At 67.4% G+C, this 17,187-nt stretch carries 12 protein-coding genes and 2 CRISPR repeat arrays (1 of these 14 cut by a window edge); of the genes, 8 read left to right on the forward strand and 4 right to left on the reverse strand.

What is annotated here, in order from left to right; genetic code table 11:
• A CRISPR array of direct repeats spans window positions 1-923; the repeat unit is 29 nt; unit sequence GTGCTCCCCGCGCACGCGGGGATGGTCCC; it begins 937 nt to the left of the window's first position.
• Window positions 924-1,092: 169 nt separating this feature from the next.
• Genes cas3 through cas2e form a run of 8 tightly spaced genes read left to right on the forward strand, consistent with a single transcriptional unit; the run spans window position 1,093 to window position 10,240 of the window.
• A complete protein-coding gene (gene cas3, locus ACWCSU_RS15755; protein WP_449935622.1) occupies window positions 1,093-4,011 on the forward strand; it encodes a CRISPR-associated helicase Cas3' in 2,919 nt (972 codons plus the stop codon).
• Window positions 4,001-5,701 carry a type I-E CRISPR-associated protein Cse1/CasA gene (casA, locus tag ACWCSU_RS15760; RefSeq protein WP_449935624.1) on the forward strand — a complete coding sequence of 567 codons (1,701 nt, stop codon included), beginning with the start codon at window positions 4,001-4,003 and terminating at the stop codon, window positions 5,699-5,701. The genes cas3 and casA overlap by 11 nt, the downstream gene beginning before the upstream one ends.
• Window positions 5,698-6,348 (forward strand): type I-E CRISPR-associated protein Cse2/CasB, encoded by a 651-nt coding sequence (gene casB, locus ACWCSU_RS15765; RefSeq protein WP_449935626.1) that lies wholly within the window; start codon window positions 5,698-5,700, stop codon window positions 6,346-6,348. Before casA ends, casB begins: the two co-directional genes overlap by 4 nt.
• Window positions 6,348-7,538: a type I-E CRISPR-associated protein Cas7/Cse4/CasC gene (gene cas7e / locus ACWCSU_RS15770; protein WP_397265054.1), complete on the forward strand. Its 1,191-nt coding sequence runs from the start codon at window positions 6,348-6,350 to the stop codon at window positions 7,536-7,538. The genes casB and cas7e overlap by 1 nt, the downstream gene beginning before the upstream one ends.
• Window positions 7,535-8,239, forward strand: a complete 705-nt coding sequence (gene cas5e / locus ACWCSU_RS15775; RefSeq protein ID WP_449935628.1) for a type I-E CRISPR-associated protein Cas5/CasD — start codon at window positions 7,535-7,537, stop codon at window positions 8,237-8,239. The genes cas7e and cas5e overlap by 4 nt, the downstream gene beginning before the upstream one ends.
• Window positions 8,239-8,928 carry a type I-E CRISPR-associated protein Cas6/Cse3/CasE gene (cas6e, locus tag ACWCSU_RS15780; protein WP_449935630.1) on the forward strand — a complete coding sequence of 230 codons (690 nt, stop codon included), beginning with the start codon at window positions 8,239-8,241 and terminating at the stop codon, window positions 8,926-8,928. The genes cas5e and cas6e overlap by 1 nt, the downstream gene beginning before the upstream one ends.
• Before the next feature lie 2 nt (window positions 8,929-8,930).
• The gene (gene cas1e, locus ACWCSU_RS15785) at window positions 8,931-9,893 is read left to right on the forward strand and encodes a type I-E CRISPR-associated endonuclease Cas1e (protein ID WP_449935632.1); all 963 of its coding nucleotides are present in this window, start codon (window positions 8,931-8,933) and stop codon (window positions 9,891-9,893) included.
• Complete coding sequence (gene cas2e, locus ACWCSU_RS15790) at window positions 9,890-10,240, forward strand: type I-E CRISPR-associated endoribonuclease Cas2e (protein ID WP_397219184.1); 351 nt, start codon at window positions 9,890-9,892, stop codon at window positions 10,238-10,240. The genes cas1e and cas2e overlap by 4 nt, the downstream gene beginning before the upstream one ends.
• A 149-nt stretch (window positions 10,241-10,389) precedes the next feature.
• A CRISPR array of direct repeats spans window positions 10,390-12,984; the repeat unit is 29 nt; unit sequence GTGCTCCCCGCGCACGCGGGGATGGTCCC.
• A gap of 1,176 nt (window positions 12,985-14,160) precedes the next feature.
• On the opposite strand, the gene ACWCSU_RS15795 is transcribed toward cas2e, so the two are convergent.
• From ACWCSU_RS15795 to ACWCSU_RS15810, 4 genes are all read right to left on the reverse strand, one after another.
• Window positions 14,161-14,967: a CPBP family intramembrane glutamic endopeptidase gene (locus tag ACWCSU_RS15795; RefSeq protein WP_364096147.1), complete on the reverse strand. Its 807-nt coding sequence runs from the start codon at window positions 14,965-14,967 to the stop codon at window positions 14,161-14,163.
• Between the two features lie 105 nt (window positions 14,968-15,072).
• A complete protein-coding gene (locus ACWCSU_RS15800) occupies window positions 15,073-16,296 on the reverse strand; it encodes a hypothetical protein (RefSeq protein ID WP_449935635.1) in 1,224 nt (407 codons plus the stop codon).
• An 80-nt stretch (window positions 16,297-16,376) separates the two neighbouring features.
• Window positions 16,377-16,745, reverse strand: a complete 369-nt coding sequence (locus tag ACWCSU_RS15805; protein ID WP_357706176.1) for a YdeI/OmpD-associated family protein — start codon at window positions 16,743-16,745, stop codon at window positions 16,377-16,379.
• A 5-nt stretch (window positions 16,746-16,750) separates the two neighbouring features.
• Window positions 16,751-17,164, reverse strand: a complete 414-nt coding sequence (locus ACWCSU_RS15810) for a VOC family protein (protein ID WP_357706177.1) — start codon at window positions 17,162-17,164, stop codon at window positions 16,751-16,753.
• Between the last annotated feature and the right edge of the window lie 23 nt (window positions 17,165-17,187).

Here is a 17,187-nt window from a genome sequence, read left to right on the forward strand (position 1 = left end):
TGGTCCCAACATCACGACCACGGCCGGGCCGGTCCTGGCGTGCTCCCCGCGCACGCGGGGATGGTCCCGCCACCCGCAACCCCAACACCGCCGCGTACGAGTGCTCCCCGCGCACGCGGGGATGGTCCCTTCATACCGCGTTCGCGCAGGCCATGGACGGGGTGCTCCCCGCGCACGCGGGGATGGTCCCGATCCGACGCCCTCGAAGTAGAAAGAAGGAAGGTGCTCCCCGCGCACGCGGGGATGGTCCCGCGTTCTTCATGGCCGGGATGCTGGAGCTCGTGTGCTCGCCGCGCACGCGGGGATGGTCCCCAGGGGAGACCGACATGACGCTCACCGAGATCGTGCTCCCCGCGCACGCGGGGATGGTCCCGATCTTCGGATGTGGCACGAAACCCCAGGTCAGTGCTCCCCGTGCACGCGGGGATGGTCCCTGCGGGACCCGAAGTCGAGGGCGCTCGGCTACGTGCTCCCCGCGCACGCGGGGATGGTCCCGAGACTTCACGCGAGTACGAGATGAGTCTGACGGTGCTCCCCGCGCACGCGGGGATGGTCCCACGTCCGCGCACTCTTGTCTTCGAGCGCCATGTGCTCCCCGCGCACGCGGGGATGGTCCCGAGGTCGAGACCGACCACAACCCGCACCTCGGGTGCTCCCCGCGCACGCGGGGATGGTCCCGACGAACAACCTGCGGGCTCGCCGCCGGCAGAGTGCTCCCCGCGCACGCCGGGATGGTCCCAGCTTTCCGTCCCGCAGGCGACAGCCGACAAGGTGCTCCCCGCGCACGCGAGGATGGTCCCCGACTCCAGCTCTTGTCCAGGGCTGCGGCCGAGTGCTCCCCGCGCACGCGGGGATGGTCCCCGCCATGCCTGAACTCACCGCCGACGCCGCCAAGTGCTCCCCACGCAGGTGGGGATGGCCCCACGGGAGGCGGGACAACCGCGCCAATGGTCAAATGCTCCCGCGTAAGCGGGGATATGGGGCAAAGCGGATGTAGCGGACAAATGATCGAAGGGACGTTCACCTCGAGGTAGGCGGAAGAAATCCCCAGTTATTGAGCTGTTGTCCGAGGTGATGCTCTTTAATGGCTTCATGCTCGATGAAGAGCCATCCGTCAGCCTGTGGGGGACGGGGTTGACTGCTGCTGCTTGCAGTGTTTGGGCCAAGCATGATCAAGCAACTGGTGGATGGCTGCCGTTGTGGCGACACCTCGCGGACAGCAGCGCGGTGGCTGGCTTGCTGTGGGACAGATGGCTGCCCCTGCAGGTGAAGAGGGTGATCGCCGACGCGCTGCCGGGCGGGCTGGATGACGGACGTCGGCTTGCGGTGTGGTTAGCAGCAGCCCACGACGTCGGCAAGGCAACACCGGCCTTCGCGTGCCAGGTGGAGTCACTTGCTGACCTCATGCGAGCAGCTGGGCTGGATATGCCGTCATACAATCAATTCCCCGACCGCAAACTCGCCCCTCACGGACTAGCGGGGCAGATGTTATTGCAGGAGTGGCTGTCGGATAGGTATGGATGGCCGCGATCGGCCACGGTGCAATTTGGCATCATCGTGGGTGGTCATCATGGAGTGCCGCCGACCCATTCTGATATCCAGGCGTTGGCTGTTCATGGGCGGCTGTTGCGTACGCCAGGATGTGCAGCGCTGTGGCGGAGCGTGCAGTGGGAACTCTTGGATCGTTGCGCGCAAGCTTGCGACGTCGTGGTGACCCTGCAAAGTTGGCGAGAGGCCAAGCTTTCGCAGCCCGCACAGGCCCTACTCACGGGATTGGTCATCGTTGCAGACTGGATCGCGAGCAATCCCGACCTGTTCCCGTACTTCCCTCAAGCGCCCCGTCAGAGCGACAACGAGCGGGTTGAAGCGGCCTGGCAAGGTCTTGACCTTCCGGAGCCGTGGGAAGCGTGTGCTGTCGACGGTCCCCCTCAAGAGCTGTTCGCTTCGCGTTTCCGGCTGCCGATCGGCAGCCGCATCCGGCCGGTGCAGAAGTATGCAGTTCAGGTGGCGCAGCGCATGTCATCGGCTGGATTGATGATAATCGAGGCGCCCATGGGTGAGGGCAAGACTGAGGCGGCCTTGGCCGTTGCGGAGATTTTCGCTGCTCTTTCTGGGGCGGGCGGCTGCTTCGTGGCGTTGCCGACAATGGCGACAGGCAACGCTATGTTTCCGCGCTTGTTGAAATGGCTTGGCCGACTTCCTGATGCTCGCAAGCGGTCGCATCGACGCTCTGTGCTGCTTGCGCACTCCAAAGCGGCGCTGAACGAGGACTACGCCCAGTTGATCCGTGCGGGCCGGCACGGAGTGCGTGCGATCGAGGTGGACGGCAACAGGGACGAATACTGTCATCGAGGCGACCATAGAGCTGCATCAGCTGAGCTGGTCGCCCATCGATGGCTGCGTGGGCGCAAAAAAGGCATGTTGTCGTCGTTCGTTGTGGGGACGATCGATCAGCTGCTATTCATGGGGTTGAAGAGCCGCCACTTGGCGTTGCGTCATCTCGCTCTGGCAGGAAAGGTCGTCGTCATTGACGAGGCCCACGCATATGACACCTACATGAACTCCTACCTGGACAGGGCGTTGTCGTGGCTGGGCGCCTACCGCGTTCCCGTTGTGGTGTTGTCGGCGACGCTGCCCGCCGGACGCCGCCGTGAGCTTGTCGAGGCGTATGCGGGAGCGGTGGGTAGCAGTGAAGAGCTCGCCTCGGTCGAGAACGCTCAGGGGTATCCGCTGCTGACAGCGGTCGAACCTGGTCGGCAGGTCCTGACCGAAGTGGTTGCCCCATCCGGCCGTGAGACCAGAGTGCATCTTGAGCGGCTGAACGATGACCTGAACGAACTCAGTGACACGCTGGAAGAAAAGCTTGTAGAGGGTGGATGTGCCCTGATCGTCCGCAACACCGTTGATCGCGTCATGGAAACCGCAGCGTATTTACGACAGCGGTTCGGCGAGGGCAAGGTCAGCGTAGCCCACGCTCGTTTCGTCGACCTCGATCGTGCGGATAAGGACGCTGATCTGCTGGCACGCTTCGGCCCGCCCGAGACGAGTGCGGCTCACCGCCCCAGGGACATGCACATCGTGGTGGCAAGTCAGGTCGCTGAGCAGTCGCTTGATATTGATTTCGATCTCCTGGTCTCAGACCTGTGTCCGATCGACCTGCTGCTTCAGCGGATGGGGCGCCTGCATCGACATGTGCGAGGCGAAGGACAGGGGGATCGCCCATCCCGGTTGCGGACACCTCAATGTCTTTTGATGGGCGCCGACTGGGACTCCACTCCAGTTGAGCCAGTGAAAGGCTCCAAGCGGGTCTACCGGATGTATCCCCTGCTGCGATCGGCCGCCGTTTTGGAGCCGTACCTATCTGGAACTGCTGGCACAGGGCATGTGGTGCGGTTGCCTCAGGACATCAACCCGTTGGTGCAAGCCGCATACGGGGGCGGTCCGGTCGGACCGCCGCAGTGGCAGGAGGCACTGCAGAGAGCCGGAAGGGAACACGACCTGTATCAGGCGACACAGGATGGCAAGGCACACGACTTCCAGATCAATGCTGTCGGGAAGGCGGGGCGCGCCTTGGTCGGGTGGATCGACGCCGGGGTTGGGGACGCCGATGACTCACGCCGCGGTCATGCTCAGGTCCGGGACAGTCCCGAGACGCTGGAGGTACTGGTCGTTCAGCGACTCGCAGACGGCACCCTGGCGACACTGCGTCATCTGAGCAATGGGCGCGGTGGATTGGAGTTGCCGACAGATTCGACGCCGGAGCCCAACCTCGCGCGCATCGTCGCTTCCTGCAGTTTGCGCCTGCCCTTCCACTTCTCCTTCCCCAGGGTTCTGGACCGGGCGATCGATGAGTTGGAGAAGGAGTATGTCGCTGCCTGGCAGAACAAAGACTGCCACTGGCTGGCGGGGGAGCTGATCTTGGTGCTGGACGAGAATTGTCGTACCCGGTTGGCAGGCTACGACCTGCACTACACGCCGGAAGATGGCCTGGAGGTAGCACGTGCCGAGTGACTCCGCGATTCCGTCGTTCGATCTGACCTGCCGGCAGTGGCTGCCGGTGCAGCATGTCGACGGTAGCGAGGAGGAGCTGTCCCTGCGCGAAGTGTTTACCCAGGCCGCTGACCTCCGGCGATTGGTGGGAGACGTTCCGACGCAGGAGTTCGTGCTCATACGCCTGCTGCTGGCGATCGTTCACGATGCCATCGACGGACCACAGGACATTGAAGAGTGGCAGGAGATGTGGGACGGGGGGCTGCCGCTCGATCGCATCACCGACTATCTGAATCAGCACCGTGAACGGTTGGATCTGCTGCACCCCGAGCAGCCCTTCTTCCAGACTCCCGGCCTGCGCGCGACCTCAGGCGAGATCGCCAGCCTGGATCGGCTGGTAGCAGATGTGCCGAACGGAGCACCGTACTTCACGATGCGTGCACGTGGCGCTGAGAGGCTCAGCTTCGCCGAGGCGGCCCGTTGGCTGGTGCACGCCCACGCCTTCGACACCTCCGGCATCAAGACGGGCGTGGTCGGCGATCCGCGAGTCAAGGGGGGCCGGGCATATCCGCAAGGAGTGGCATGGGCAGGAACACTGGGAGGCGTCCTGGTGGAGGGGCACAACCTGCGAGAGACCCTACTGCTCAACCTGATCGCCTTCGACACCCACAACTTGCGTACTGTCCCTGAGAAGGATGTGCCCGCATGGCGGCGGCAGCCGGATGGACCCGGGCAGATGGACGCACTGAAACTGAGCACGCGACCGGCCGGGATACGCGACCTCTACACCTGGCAATCACGGCGTGCCCGGCTCGTCCACGACGGCGACAGTGTCCTTGGGGTGGTGCTCACTTACGGCGATCCGCTCTCCCCCGTCAACAGGCACCAGCATGAGCCGATGACCGGCTGGCGCCGTAGCCCTGCACAAGAGAAGAAGCTCGGCCTGGCCCAGGCATATATGCCTCGGGAACACGATCCCAGTCGGAGCGCCTGGCGAGGGCTCGGTGCATTGATCGCCGGCCGCGCTGCTGGAGCCGATCAGCGGGGGGAGGCGGCGGAGTTCGTACGGCCACGCATTCTCGACTGGGTGGCCCGTCTGACAGTGGAAAGCGAGTTGCCACCGGACTTCCTGATCCGCGCTCGGCTGTTCGGCGCGGTTTACGGCACGCAGCAGTCCGTCATTGACGAGCTCACTGATGACGCTGTGACCATGCCGGTCGTCCTGTTGTACGACCGACACCATGGTCTTGGCCAGTGTGCGATCGATGCAGCCAGTGATGCCGAGGGCGCGGTGGCCGCACTGGGGGATCTGGCGTTCGACCTGACGCGGGCCTCCGGCGCGGAAACCGAGTCAGCAAAGGCCGAGGCCCGCCATCTCGGCTTCAGCTCCCTCGACGGACCGTTCCGCACGTGGCTGGGGCGCCTCCGGGACGGTGATGATGCCGAAGGGCAGCGGTCAGCGTGGCAGCGACAAGCCCATCAGATCATCAGCCAGCTGGGGGACGACCTCCTGCGTGAGGCCGGAGATGCGGCCTGGCAAGGGCGTGTGATCGAAACGAGGAAAGGTCAGGAGTTCTGGCTGACCGATTCCCAAGCTCGTCTGGTTTTCCGCGGTCGGCTGCGTTCGGCGTTGCCGTTGGCCGGAGTGCGAGAACCAGTGCCCGATCTCTCCCATGGCGATCAGCTCGAAGACGTGGAGGCGCACTCATGATTTCAGCTCCTTCCTCCAACCGGCGTGCAGTGGCCGATCTTGTCGCAGAGATCGCCGAGGAGTACATCAGTGAGCTGCAGCGGGGATATCTCGCCGAGCGCAGCCAAGCTGTCGCCACTCTGGCGCAGCTCAGACGCGGTGCGGGCAAGCTGCCGGAGGAAGTGCCCGAGCTGTGGGGCATGGCTGGTACGGAGCGCCTGTATGCCGAGCAGGAGCTGTCATCAAGAGAGTCCGAGATGGCCGAGGCCGGGCTGTTTCTAGCAGTCACCCTTTACGCCTTGCACCAGCAGTCGCGTCCCAAGCAGGGCATGCACCGCAGCGGTGTCGAACTGGGCGCCGCCGTGCGCCGGCTCATGCCCGGTGGTGCTCTGGACGAGCCGATCAGGCGCCGTTTCGTTCGAGTCGGAACCGCTGGCACCCGTCAGGCACTCGCCTATCGGCTGCGCGAGGTCATCACCCTGCTTCGCGGGCAGTCGATCCCTCTTGATTACGCGCTCCTCGCCCAGCAGCTCTACCGCGCGCAGCTTCCAGATGGAATGCGCCAGGTACGTCAGAGATGGGGCCGTAGCTTCCACGCCTACCGTCCCGCCGACCAGCCCTCCGACACCAGCCCAGTTCACCCTGCATCCCCCGAGAAGGACAGCTGATGACCCGAACCGTCCTCGAGCTTCATGTCCTGCAGACCGTTCCGCCGAGCTGCCTCAACCGCGACGACACCGGGACACCGAAGACCGCCGTCTACGGCGGCGTACGTCGCGCCCGAGTCTCGAGCCAGGCGTGGAAGCGCGCCACCCGGCGCAGCTTTCACGACCTGCTCGACCCCAGCGAGCTTGGGGTACGCACGCGCAAGGTGGCCGAGCTGCTCGCGGAGCGGATTAACCGGTTGGACGGAACGATCGAGCAGGCAGAGGCGTGGACGCTGGCCGCCGAGACCATCCAGGTCGCGACCGGCTCCAAGATCGAGACGCCCAAGCGCAACGCCAAGAGCAAGTCGGAGGCCGAGCCTGCGCCGGAGTCGAAGTACTTGATGTTCCTCAGCGCCCACCAGCTGGACGGTCTGGCTGAGCTCGCGGTCAAGGCGCGCGGTGCGGGCAAGGACTTCTTCAAGGACAGGGCGGTCAAGGAGCAGGCCAAGCAGATTGCCAACGGTCGACACTCGGTCGACATCGCGCTGTTCGGCCGCATGGTCGCCGATGGCGCAGACATCAACGTCGACGCCGCGGCGCAGGTCGCGCACGCCATCAGCGTCCATCAGGTGGAGAACGAGTCCGACTACTACACGGCGGTCGACGACTACAAGAGCAGAGAGACCGACGACCTGGGCGCCGGAATGATCGGCACAGTGGAGTTCAACTCCGCCACTCTCTACCGCTACGCCGCCGTCGATGTCGATCTGCTTCGCAGGAACCTTGGCAAGGGACTTCGCGATGACGAACCTCTCACACAGCCCGTCCGCCGGGCCGTGGAGGCGTTCGTGCAGAGCTTCCTCACCTCCCTGCCGACCGGGAAGATCAACACCTTCGGTAACCACACCCTCCCCGACGCAGTAGTGGTCAAGGTGCGTTCAGCCCGCCCCATCAATTTCGTCGGCGCCTTCGAGGAACCGTGCCGGGCCGAGCCGGAGACCGGCGGGCACCTGTTGCAGGCATCGCAAGCATTGGCTGCCTACATTCCCGAGGTCGAGCAGGCGTACGGCCTCCACTCCGACGCCCCGAGCTGGGTGCTGCGTGTCGGTAAGAACACCGAGGCGCTGTCGGCCCTCGGCGTCGAGGTGTCGCTACCCGAACTCGTTCCGGCGATCGGCGAGGAGATCATGCGCCGGCAGGATGGGGCATGAGCGTCCTGCTGATGCAGTTGGCCGGCCCTCTGCAGTCTTGGGGGGCCTCCTCTCGTTTCGCGCGCCGCTCCACCGAGGCTGCGCCCACCAAGAGCGCCGTGGTGGGGCTGCTCGCCGCGGCGCAGGGACGCGAGCGGACCGACGATCTCGCCGACCTCGGTGCGTTGCGCTTCGGGGTCCGCATAGATCAGCCCGGCACGGTGCTGCGCGACTTTCAGACGGCACATCACTTCGTGGGGGGAGAGGCGATGCCGGTCTCGGAGCGGTTCTACCTGGCTGATGCAGTCTTCGTGGCCGGAGTGGAAGGCGACGGAGACCTGATCGACCAACTGCACCACGCGCTGCTCGCCCCTGTCTTCCTGCCCTACCTGGGGCGACGTTCATGTCCACCGGCTCGCTCGATAGCGATAGGCGTCGACCATGACCACGCGCTGGAGCAGGTCCTTCGGCGGCAGGAATGGCAGGCAGCTGGTTGGTATCAGCGTCGCAGACGCAAGGAACAGCAGATCGAGCTGGAGATTTTCCTTGAGGCGACGCCCGAGGACGGTCCGGTCGACAGCCTGCGCGACCAACCGATCAGCTTCGACCCGCTGCACCGCAGGTATGCACTACGCGGAGTCCGTCGTACCAGTGAGAGGGTGGCCAACCCGGCTGCCACGCGCCCTGACCATGACCCAACCTCCGTGCTGGGAGGTGCCTGATGTACCTGACCCGTTTTCGTCTGAACACGGCACGTCTAGGCGCTCGTCGCCTGTTGTCCTCCCCGCAGATGTTGCACGCAGGGGTGTTGTCCTCGTTCGCCGAATTGCCTCCGGCGGGGGAGCACGCACCTCGGGTGCTGTGGAGGGTCGACCGTAACAGCAAAGCCGAGACCTGCCTCTACATGGTCGGGCCCGACAAACCTGATCTCACTCACCTGGTCGAGCAGGCGGGTTGGCCAGAGACCGGACGGTGGCAGACCTACGACTACGAGCCCTTCCTGGCACGTCTGGCAGCGGGGGATCGGTGGGCATTTCGGCTCACCGCCAACCCGGTCCACACTGCCCGTCGTAATGATGAGGAGCCCACCAAGGTCACGGCTCACGTCGGGCTTCGGCACCAATTGGGCTGGCTCCTCAAGCGCCAGGACAGCGCGGGATTCAAGGTGCTGGAAAAGCCCGTCGAACGGCAACTCGTCCCCGGCCAGGATCAGCATGAGGTGATCGTCCATGATCGCCGGCAACTCACCTTCAAGAAGAGTGGGCAACAGAAACCCGTCACGCTGGTCACCGTGACCTTTGACGGGCGCCTGGAGGTCACTGATCCGGACGCGCTACGACGGACCCTCACCATGGGGCTCGGTAGAGCGAAGGCGTATGGGTGTGGCCTCATGACGCTGGCGGAGGCATAGCCATGGCCACCGTGGGGCAGCGCGGCGCCTCCTCACCCCGCGAACTCACCCGCATGGGGGACCGGATCTCGTTCATCTACTTGGAGCGCTGCATTCTGCACCGGGAAGACAACGCGATCACCGCCGAAGACGCTCAGGGCATCACACACATACCGTCCGCCACGATCGGCACGCTGCTGCTAGGCCCCGGCACACGCGTGACCCATCAGGCGATGAGCGTGCTGGGCGAATGCGGCGCGGGAGTGGTGTGGGTGGGGGAGCAGGGCGTCCGCTTCTACTCCGGTGGTCGGTCCCTCAACCGCTCTTCCTCCATGGTCGAGGCGCAGGCGACCAAGTGGGCGAACCGCCGCGCTCGACTTGAGGTGGCGCGGGAGATGTACCGCATGCGCTTCCCAGGTGAAGATCCGGATCGCTTCACGCGGCACGAGCTCCTTGGCCGGGAAGGGCACAGGGTCAAGGAGTGCTACCGCAGACACGCAGCCAGGGTGGATCTCCCCTGGAACGGCAGGGTCTACGCGCCTGGAGATTTCAGCGCCACGGACCCGCTCAACCAAGCAATCACTGCGGCTGCTCAGTGCATGTACGGCATCGCGCAGACTACGGTCACTGCCTTGGGGTGTGCCCCTGGCCTCGGGTTCATTCATTCTGGACATGAACTGGCCTTCGTGCTCGATATCGCGGACCTCTACAAGACGGAAATCGCCATCCCCATCGCCTTCGACGTGGCCGCCGAAGATCCGGAGGATGTCGGGTCTCGTACTCGCAGGTCAATCCGCGATCACGTCAACAAAGTCGGCCTGTTGAAGCGATGCGTTGAGGACATCAAGCACCTGCTGCTGAGCGATGGTGTCACTGATGCCGTGCCGGAGGATCAGGATCGCGTCACCTTGCAGAGTGACCACGGGGTCGAATTGGAATCGGGGCACAACTTCGCCAACGACTTCGTCGACGAGGTGCCCTGGTGATGGTCATCGTGCTCACGCGTTGTCCCGCTGGGCTGCGCGGCTTCCTGACGCGTTGGCTGATGGAAATCTCGCCTGGGGTGTTCATCGGCGGTCCGACTGCGCGCATCCGGGAAGCGTTGTGGCTGGAGGTTCAGCAGTACGCGGATACCGGCCGGGCACTACTGGCCTACAGCACCAACAACGAGCAGGGGTTCGCCTTCGAGACCCACGACCACAAGTGGCATCCCATCGATCACGATGGCCTTGTCCTGATACGTCGGCCGAAGGATCGTCCCACCACCTCAGCAGCTGCACCTCCGGCCGGATGGAGCAACGCATCAAAACGACGACGCTATGGGCAGCGTTGATCGACGGCATTCCGTCTGGCGGCTTCATGCAGCGTCCTAGCAGTGTTCTTGTTCTCCGCACGCCAGCCCGCCGGGTGTCTCAAATGTCCGAGTTCTCGGAAGTGCTCAATTTGGGTGTTAGTGACGGCTAACGATGCAGGTCATCGAGTGTGCTCCCCGCGCACGCGGGGATGGTCCCCTGCGTCGCCATGGTATCCCCATGACCACGGGGTGCTCCCCGCGCACGCGGGGATGGTCCCCGTCCGGGTACGCCTCCGCGAACGCCTCCGGGGTGCTCCCCGCGCACGCGGGGATGGTCCCGCGGCCAGGGTCAGGAGTTTCCCGTCCCGCCGAGTGCTCCCCGCGCACGCGGGGATGGTCCCGCGGCCATGCGCGCGAACCCCATCGGAATCGTGTGCTCCCCGCGCACGCGGGGATGGTCCCGAGATCCTTGGAACCTTGTTCTCGAAGTCTGGGTGCTCCCCGCGCACGCGGGGATGGTCCCGGAGCAGCGGGTAACGCGGCGAGGTGGCGGCTGTGCTCCCCGCGCACGCGGGGATGGTCCCGGAGCAGCGGGTAACGCGGCGAGGTGGCGGCTGTGCTCCCCGCGCACGCGGGGATGGTCCCAATGCTCGCGTCCATGTTGCCGGTACGGGTCTGTGCTCCCCGCGCACGCGGGGATGGTCCCGGCACGGTGCTCGACCACCGCGGCTTCTACCGGTGCTCCCCGCGCACGCGGGGATGGTCCCAACCGTCGGCCCATTCGGGTGACGTGGAGCCGGTGCTCCCCGCGCACGCGGGGATGGTCCCGGCAAGGCGGACGGCGAGACCCTACGTCAGCTGTGCTCCCCGCGCACGCGGGGATGGTCCCCGCCCGGCGGGACTCATGACCCCGCGCCCTACGTGCTCCCCGCGCACGCGGGGATGGTCCCCGGCCTGGGGATCGCCATCACAGAAGACCAGGGTGCTCCCCGCGCACGCGGGGATGGTCCCGAATGGAGTCCTGTGGCGACAGGGCAGCGTTAGTGCTCCCCGCACACGCGGGGATGGTCCCACCGTTGGGCGGGGCTAGCACCGACAGGGCACGTGCTCCCCGCGCACGCGGGGATGGTCCCATCCCGCGCACTGGCGGTCCGAAGGGCGGGCCGTGCTCCCCGCGCACGCGGGGATGGTCCCCACACGCCGAGGTAGGCGTGCGCCGCCACCGCGTGCTCCCCGCGCACGCGGGGATGGTCCCATCGGCCTCAAATTCCAGGGCGGGAGTTCCGGGTGCTCCCCGCGCACGCGGGGATGGTCCCGGAAGCACGCGCGCGCAGACTTCGGCGTGCTGGTGCTCCCCGCGCACGCGGGGATGGTCCCGCCTGTCACGGTGCGGTCTGCTTCGATGACACGTGCTCCCCGCGCACGCGGGGATGGTCCCGCCAAGGCGGCCTACTACGAGGCAATGACGCTGTGCTCCCCGCGCACGCGGGGATGGTCCCCCAGGGCGCGCCCGTCTGAGCAAAGGAACACAGTGCTCCCCGCGCACGCGGGGATGGTCCCGGGACGAGCCCGTTCTCCATCCGGCTGATCTTGGTGCTCCCCGCGCACGCGGGGATGGTCCCCAGGACGAGATCTACCTGGCTGACCGCCTGGAGTGCTCCCCGCGCACGCGGGGATGGTCCCACGCGGGGGAACGCCAGGAGGCGTCCGCCGGTGTGCTCCCCGCGCACGCGGGGATGGTCCCCGCCGGCGGCGGCCGAGCAGACAGAGACCAACGTGCTCCCCGCGCACGCGGGGATGGTCCCAAGAAGCGCGAGGCCGGCCGCGAGCTGATCATGTGCTCCCCGCGCACGCGGGGATGGTCCCGAGATCGCTGTCCCGTTGAGCAGGAACAGCAGGTGCTCCCCGCGCACGCGGGGATGGTCCCGAGCGAGTGAAGACCAAAGCGCGCGAGATCAAGTGCTCCCCGCGCACGCGGGGATGGTCCCTTTCCGTCGTCCCCTACCTTGCTCGCGTTGGCGTGCTCCCCGCGCACGCGGGGATGGTCCCGCGATGGCCAGGTACTGGGCAACGGTCGTCAGGTGCTCCCCGCGCACGCGGGGATGGTCCCAGCCCGTACGCCGGATCGCTGCTGGTCAAGCTGTGCTCCCCGCGCACGCGGGGATGGTCCCACCCGCCTCCAGGCCCTTGCCACCGAGCGAGAGTGCTCCCCGCGCACGCGGGGATGGTCCCCAGCACCCCAACTGGCAGCGCGGGGTGAGCGAGTGCTCCCCGCGCACGCGGGGATGGTCCCTACGACGCGGTCTGCCCGAACGGGGACAGGGCGTGCTCCCCGCGCACGCGGGGATGGTCCCCAGCACCCCAACTGGCAGCGCGGGGTGAGCGAGTGCTCCCCGCGCACGCGGGGATGGTCCCTACGACGCGGTCTGCCCGAACGGGGACAGGGCGTGCTCCCCGCGCACGCGGGGATGGTCCCCAGCCAAACGCCATGCCGTCTCTTCGGTCTATGTGCTCCCCGCGCACGCGGGGATGGTCCCGTCAGCGGCCACGCTCAAACCTGCGGAGGGACGTGCTCCCTGCGCACGCGGGGATGGTCCCATGCGGTCCGTGTGCGGCTACAACGGCCACATGTGCTCCCTGCGCACGCGGGGATGGTCCCCAGGCCGTCTTCAAGGACGGCGCCGGCCGGTGGTGCTCCCCGCGCACGCGGGGATGGTCCCGAGACAGCCACACCCGCCCCCTAGACGATCACTGTGCTCCCCGCGCACGCGGGGATGGTCCCGATCTTGAGCGGCCGAGAGAGCCGAAGGCTCGGTGCTCCCCGCGCACGCGGGTCCCACCCGCCTCCAGGCCCTTGCCACCGAGCGAGAGTGCTCCCCGCGCACGCGGGGATGGTCCCCGCCACAGACCTGTCACCCCAACTTGGGGATGGTGCTCCCCGCGCACGCGGGGATGGTCCCGCGTACGGGCCGCCGTACAACCGCATCGAGATGTGCTCCCCGCGCACGCGGGGATGGTCCCTGCTGGCCAGCCTCCAGCCGTACGCGGAGCGGGTGCTCCCCGCACATGCGGGGATGGTCCCAATCAAGCAACGTAACAGCACCCTGACAGATCGTGCTCCCCGCGCACGCGGGGATGGTCCCGTAAGAATCTAAGAACATAAGAACGTGTCGCTGTGCTCCCCGCGCACGCGGGGATGGTCCCCGCCGGAGGCCCCATGGGGCAGATCACCAGGTGCGCTCCCCGCGCACGCGAGGATGGTCCCAACGACGCCGATACCGCCTGGGTGACCAAGGGGTGCCCCCGCGCACGCGGGGATGGTCCCAGGTCCTCGGACTTGTTCACGCCTTCCTGCTGGTGCTCCCCGCGCACGCGGGGATGGTTCCTCCGCCACGGCGGACACGTTCGCGCTGGCCGAGTGCTCCCCGTGCGCGCGGGGATGGTCCCAGCGCGGGCGTTGGCCGCCTGCCCGCTGGTCAGTGCTCCCCGCGCGCAGGGGGATGGTCCCGACGCGCGGGCGGCACGCAAGGAAGTTCTGAGGTGCTCGCATGATGGCTGCCCTTCGCATGCCTCACCCAGCGATTGGGCCCGCAGATCGGTAGCGGACGAATCTCCTGCTCGTCGATTCTCGGACGCGCTGGGACGGGCAACGGACAGCGGTTCGGGGAGCCAGAGAAGGGAGCCAACGCCCGCCGACCAAGACCGACATCACGAGACGGGCAGTGACGATGGGGCAGGTGGAAGGCTCCCCGTTCGACTCCTTCAGACCATGTCAGACCCTGTTCCCCTGCCGTCGCGTCAAGGTCAAGCCGGTGGGGTTCCGGATCGCGAGGGTGAACGGTCCGAGGAACGTGTGGTTGGGGCCGTTCGTCGCTGGCCGGCGAGGGGAAATCGTCCGGCCACGGCCCCGCGGTGTTGGGCGGGGTCGTGGCCGTGGTCGTTCCAGGGAGGGGTGCGTCTCACATCGAGGCGGCGCCGGAGGCGAGGGCGACGATGCCGACGACGGTCATCAGGAGCGTCGTGCCGGGGTGCATGGTGATCGAGATGCGGATGTCCTGCTTCTTCCAGGCGAGCCAGACGCCCGGGTAGAGGAAGACGAGCTTCGACAGGACGGTCCAGGGGGCCCAGAAGTGGTACACGGAGAAGAGGAGGGTGTTGAAGATCGGGGCCCACTTGCCGAGCTGCGGCAGGCGGGGCAGCAGGAAGCCGCGGAAGTAGTACTCCTCGATCAGCGGCAGGGTGAAGCCGGTGAACGGCCCGCAGACGAGCAGCGTGGTGAGCACGACCGCCTGCGGGTAGCCCTGGAGGTAGGTGGTGCCGCCGGGGCCGGCGCCCTGGTAGTCCACCCAGGTGAAGAACCAGTCGTAGACGAGGTTGTCCAGCGGGGTCAGCGAGAGCGAGACGACGGTCATCCACACGAGGCACGCGCCCCCGAGCCACATGACCTTGCCACGCGAGAGCGGCTTGTCGCGGTAGCGGACGACGCCCTTCATCGTGAAGCGGCCGGTCTGCTTCTTGCCCAGCCACAGCAGGAACAGCTGGATCGGGAAGAGCACGATCGCGAGGGCCATGGCCCAGGCCGCGAAGATCGGCGCCCCCATCGCCCGCACCAGCGGGGCGGCGACGAACGCGTACACGGCGACGATGGCCGCGCCGGGCACCAGGTGCAGTGCGATGGAGAGCGGGACGGAGTGACGGTCCGCGAGGAGCTTCGCGACGAAGCCTGTCGGGTGTGCGCCGGCCGGGGGCCGCGTTGCTGTGTCCATGCCGGCAATCGTGGCCGGGCGGCCCGACACGGCCCTGACATCGTTCTGACACGGCTTCGGGCGCCGTGAAAGGCGCAGGTCACAAGGGGGTGGCGGAGGAGGCGCTCACGGTTCGAGCCGCCACAGTGCGGGTCTGATGTCCTCGTCCCATGGCCCGGAGCCGATGCCGCCGAGCGCGTAGAGGGCGCCGCCCGGTGAGCCGGCCAGATCCCTGATCACCGGCACCCCCTTGTCGACGGGCGCCCGCTCGCGGGTCCAGCGTCCGTCCGACAGGTGCCACAACAGGCCGAGCTCGGTGGCCGCCCACAGCCCGCCCCGGCCGTCGGCCACCGCGTCCACGAACGGGTCCGGCCGGCCGCCCGCCGGCCCCCACCGGCAGCTCCACCGGCCGGCGACGTTGCGCATCAGCACGCTCCTGGAGATCATGACGTCCTCCTGGTCCACGGGTTCGTGCTCGCCCCAGCTGTACGTGCCCACGACCCAGAACTCCTCCGGCCCGGTTTGCGCCACACCCGCGATCCGCGTGGAGGGTTTGTCCGGGTGGATGGCCTCGGTGCCCGGAGGCAGGGTCATCCCGTCGGGAAGGGGGACGGCCTGCCAGCCCTGGTCCGTCCATCTCGACAGCTGGATCTCCACCTCCTCGTCCGGGTCGGGGGAGGCGATCACCCATGGATCCTCGGTGCTGCCCGACAGCTTGTCGCTGTAGGAGTGCAGGGGCGCGGTCTGCCAGGCCGTGCCGCTCCAGCGCATCGCGCGGTCGCCGAGCAGCACCCAGGCTCCCTGCGCCGCCAGCTCCTCGCCGCTGACGGGCGGCACGCCCAGGTCCACCGGCCGGCTTTGCCACGCCCGGCCGTCCCAGGTGGACACGACGTAGTTCGCCGGCGAGTCGTCGGGGGACCCGCTCTGGACGATCACCCAGGCCCTGTCGGCCGCCGCGGCCCCCAGCCTGACCAGGGGATCCTCTCCGGCCGGGAACGCGGGGAGGTCCTGCCAGGACGAGCCGGTCCACCGCACCGGCCTCTGGGTGGGGCCCCTCCCTCGAAGAGCCCAGAGCGTGCCGTCCGGGGTGACCGTCGCCTGGTCGAGTTCGCCCTCTTCCGTTCCCGCCGAGGCCAGTCGCCAGGTCGAGCGGGGGAGGGTGGCGGGGTTCAGCTGGTCGACCGTTCTGCCGGGGGACGGGCAGGTGCCGGTGAGGTTGGTCATCGGCGGTCCCAGCCGGTCGGTCAGCACGTCCAGCTTGGGGGACGCGGACGGGGACGGGGTGGCCGTGGACGCCGGTGGCGCGGGCCTGACCGTCGCGCAGGCCGCGAGCAAGAGGACACCGGCCAATGGGGCCAACCGCCGCACCATGGTCTGGGTTCGTAACCGCTTCTCCATACGTTGTGGGAGTCGTCGGAGCCGAAGATGGTTCAGGCGGGCAGGCTCGCGGGCCAGCGGCCGGTGGTCTTGGCGGCCTCGATCGCGGCGTGGCCCGCCGGGCGCATGCGCCCGGCGGCCGTGAGCGCCTCGGCCCTGGCGACGTTGATGCGGGACCAGGGGCTGCGGCGGGTGCGGGGCGAGTAGCGCTGCAGGTAGTAGTCGCCGTCGAACGCCCTGCGGTGGCTGTCGATCCAGCCGTGGCACAGCGCCTCGTCGAGGGCCTCGTCGAGGGTGACGCTGGTGGCGTCGCTGTTCTTCTTGGCGATCAGCAGCCAGACGTCGGGGGCCGTCTCGTGATGCTCGGCGAGCCAGGCCTTCCAGGCGGTGGCGTCGTCCAGGAGCAGGGCGTCGTCGGTCATCGTGGTCAGCCCTTCCGGCCCGCGAGGACGTCCATGTAGTGGTGGTTGATCATGATGCCGAGGATGTTGCCGAACGGGTCGCGCACCGAGGCGGTGACGAACCCGGGGCCGCGCTCGGTCGGCTTGTCGAACGGGGTGGCGCCCATCTCCAGCAGCCGCTCCCAGGTCGCCTCAAGGTCGTCGACGGCCCAGTAGACGATCGCGCCGCCGTCCTCGGTGCTCCAGCCCTCCGGAGCGAACCGGGCGTCGATGATGCCGAGCTCGTGCTGGTAGTCGCCGACGCGGAACTCCACGTAGACCGGGTCGCCCTGCTCGGGACGCTGGAAGTAGGCCCGCATGCCGAGGAGGTCGGCGTACCAGTCGCGGGCGGCGGCGACGTTCTGGGCGTAGAAGCTGATGGTGGTGAGTCCGCGGAGCATGTTCTCTGCGCCTTCCGGTCGGT

This window comes from Nonomuraea sp. NPDC001699 (genome assembly GCF_053596455.1).

Coding starts and splice junctions, on each gene's coding strand:
- cas3 (WP_449935622.1), top strand. CDS start 1,093: ATGCTCGATGAAGAGCCATCCGTCAGCCTGTGGGGGACGGGGTTGACT.
- casB (WP_449935626.1), top strand. CDS start 5,698: ATGATTTCAGCTCCTTCCTCCAACCGGCGTGCAGTGGCCGATCTTGTC.
- cas7e (WP_397265054.1), top strand. CDS start 6,348: ATGACCCGAACCGTCCTCGAGCTTCATGTCCTGCAGACCGTTCCGCCG.
- cas5e (WP_449935628.1), top strand. CDS start 7,535: ATGAGCGTCCTGCTGATGCAGTTGGCCGGCCCTCTGCAGTCTTGGGGG.
- cas6e (WP_449935630.1), top strand. CDS start 8,239: ATGTACCTGACCCGTTTTCGTCTGAACACGGCACGTCTAGGCGCTCGT.
- cas1e (WP_449935632.1), top strand. CDS start 8,931: ATGGCCACCGTGGGGCAGCGCGGCGCCTCCTCACCCCGCGAACTCACC.
- ACWCSU_RS15795 (WP_364096147.1), bottom strand. CDS start 14,967: ATGGACACAGCAACGCGGCCCCCGGCCGGCGCACACCCGACAGGCTTC.
- ACWCSU_RS15805 (WP_357706176.1), bottom strand. CDS start 16,745: ATGACCGACGACGCCCTGCTCCTGGACGACGCCACCGCCTGGAAGGCC.
- ACWCSU_RS15810 (WP_357706177.1), bottom strand. CDS start 17,164: ATGCTCCGCGGACTCACCACCATCAGCTTCTACGCCCAGAACGTCGCC.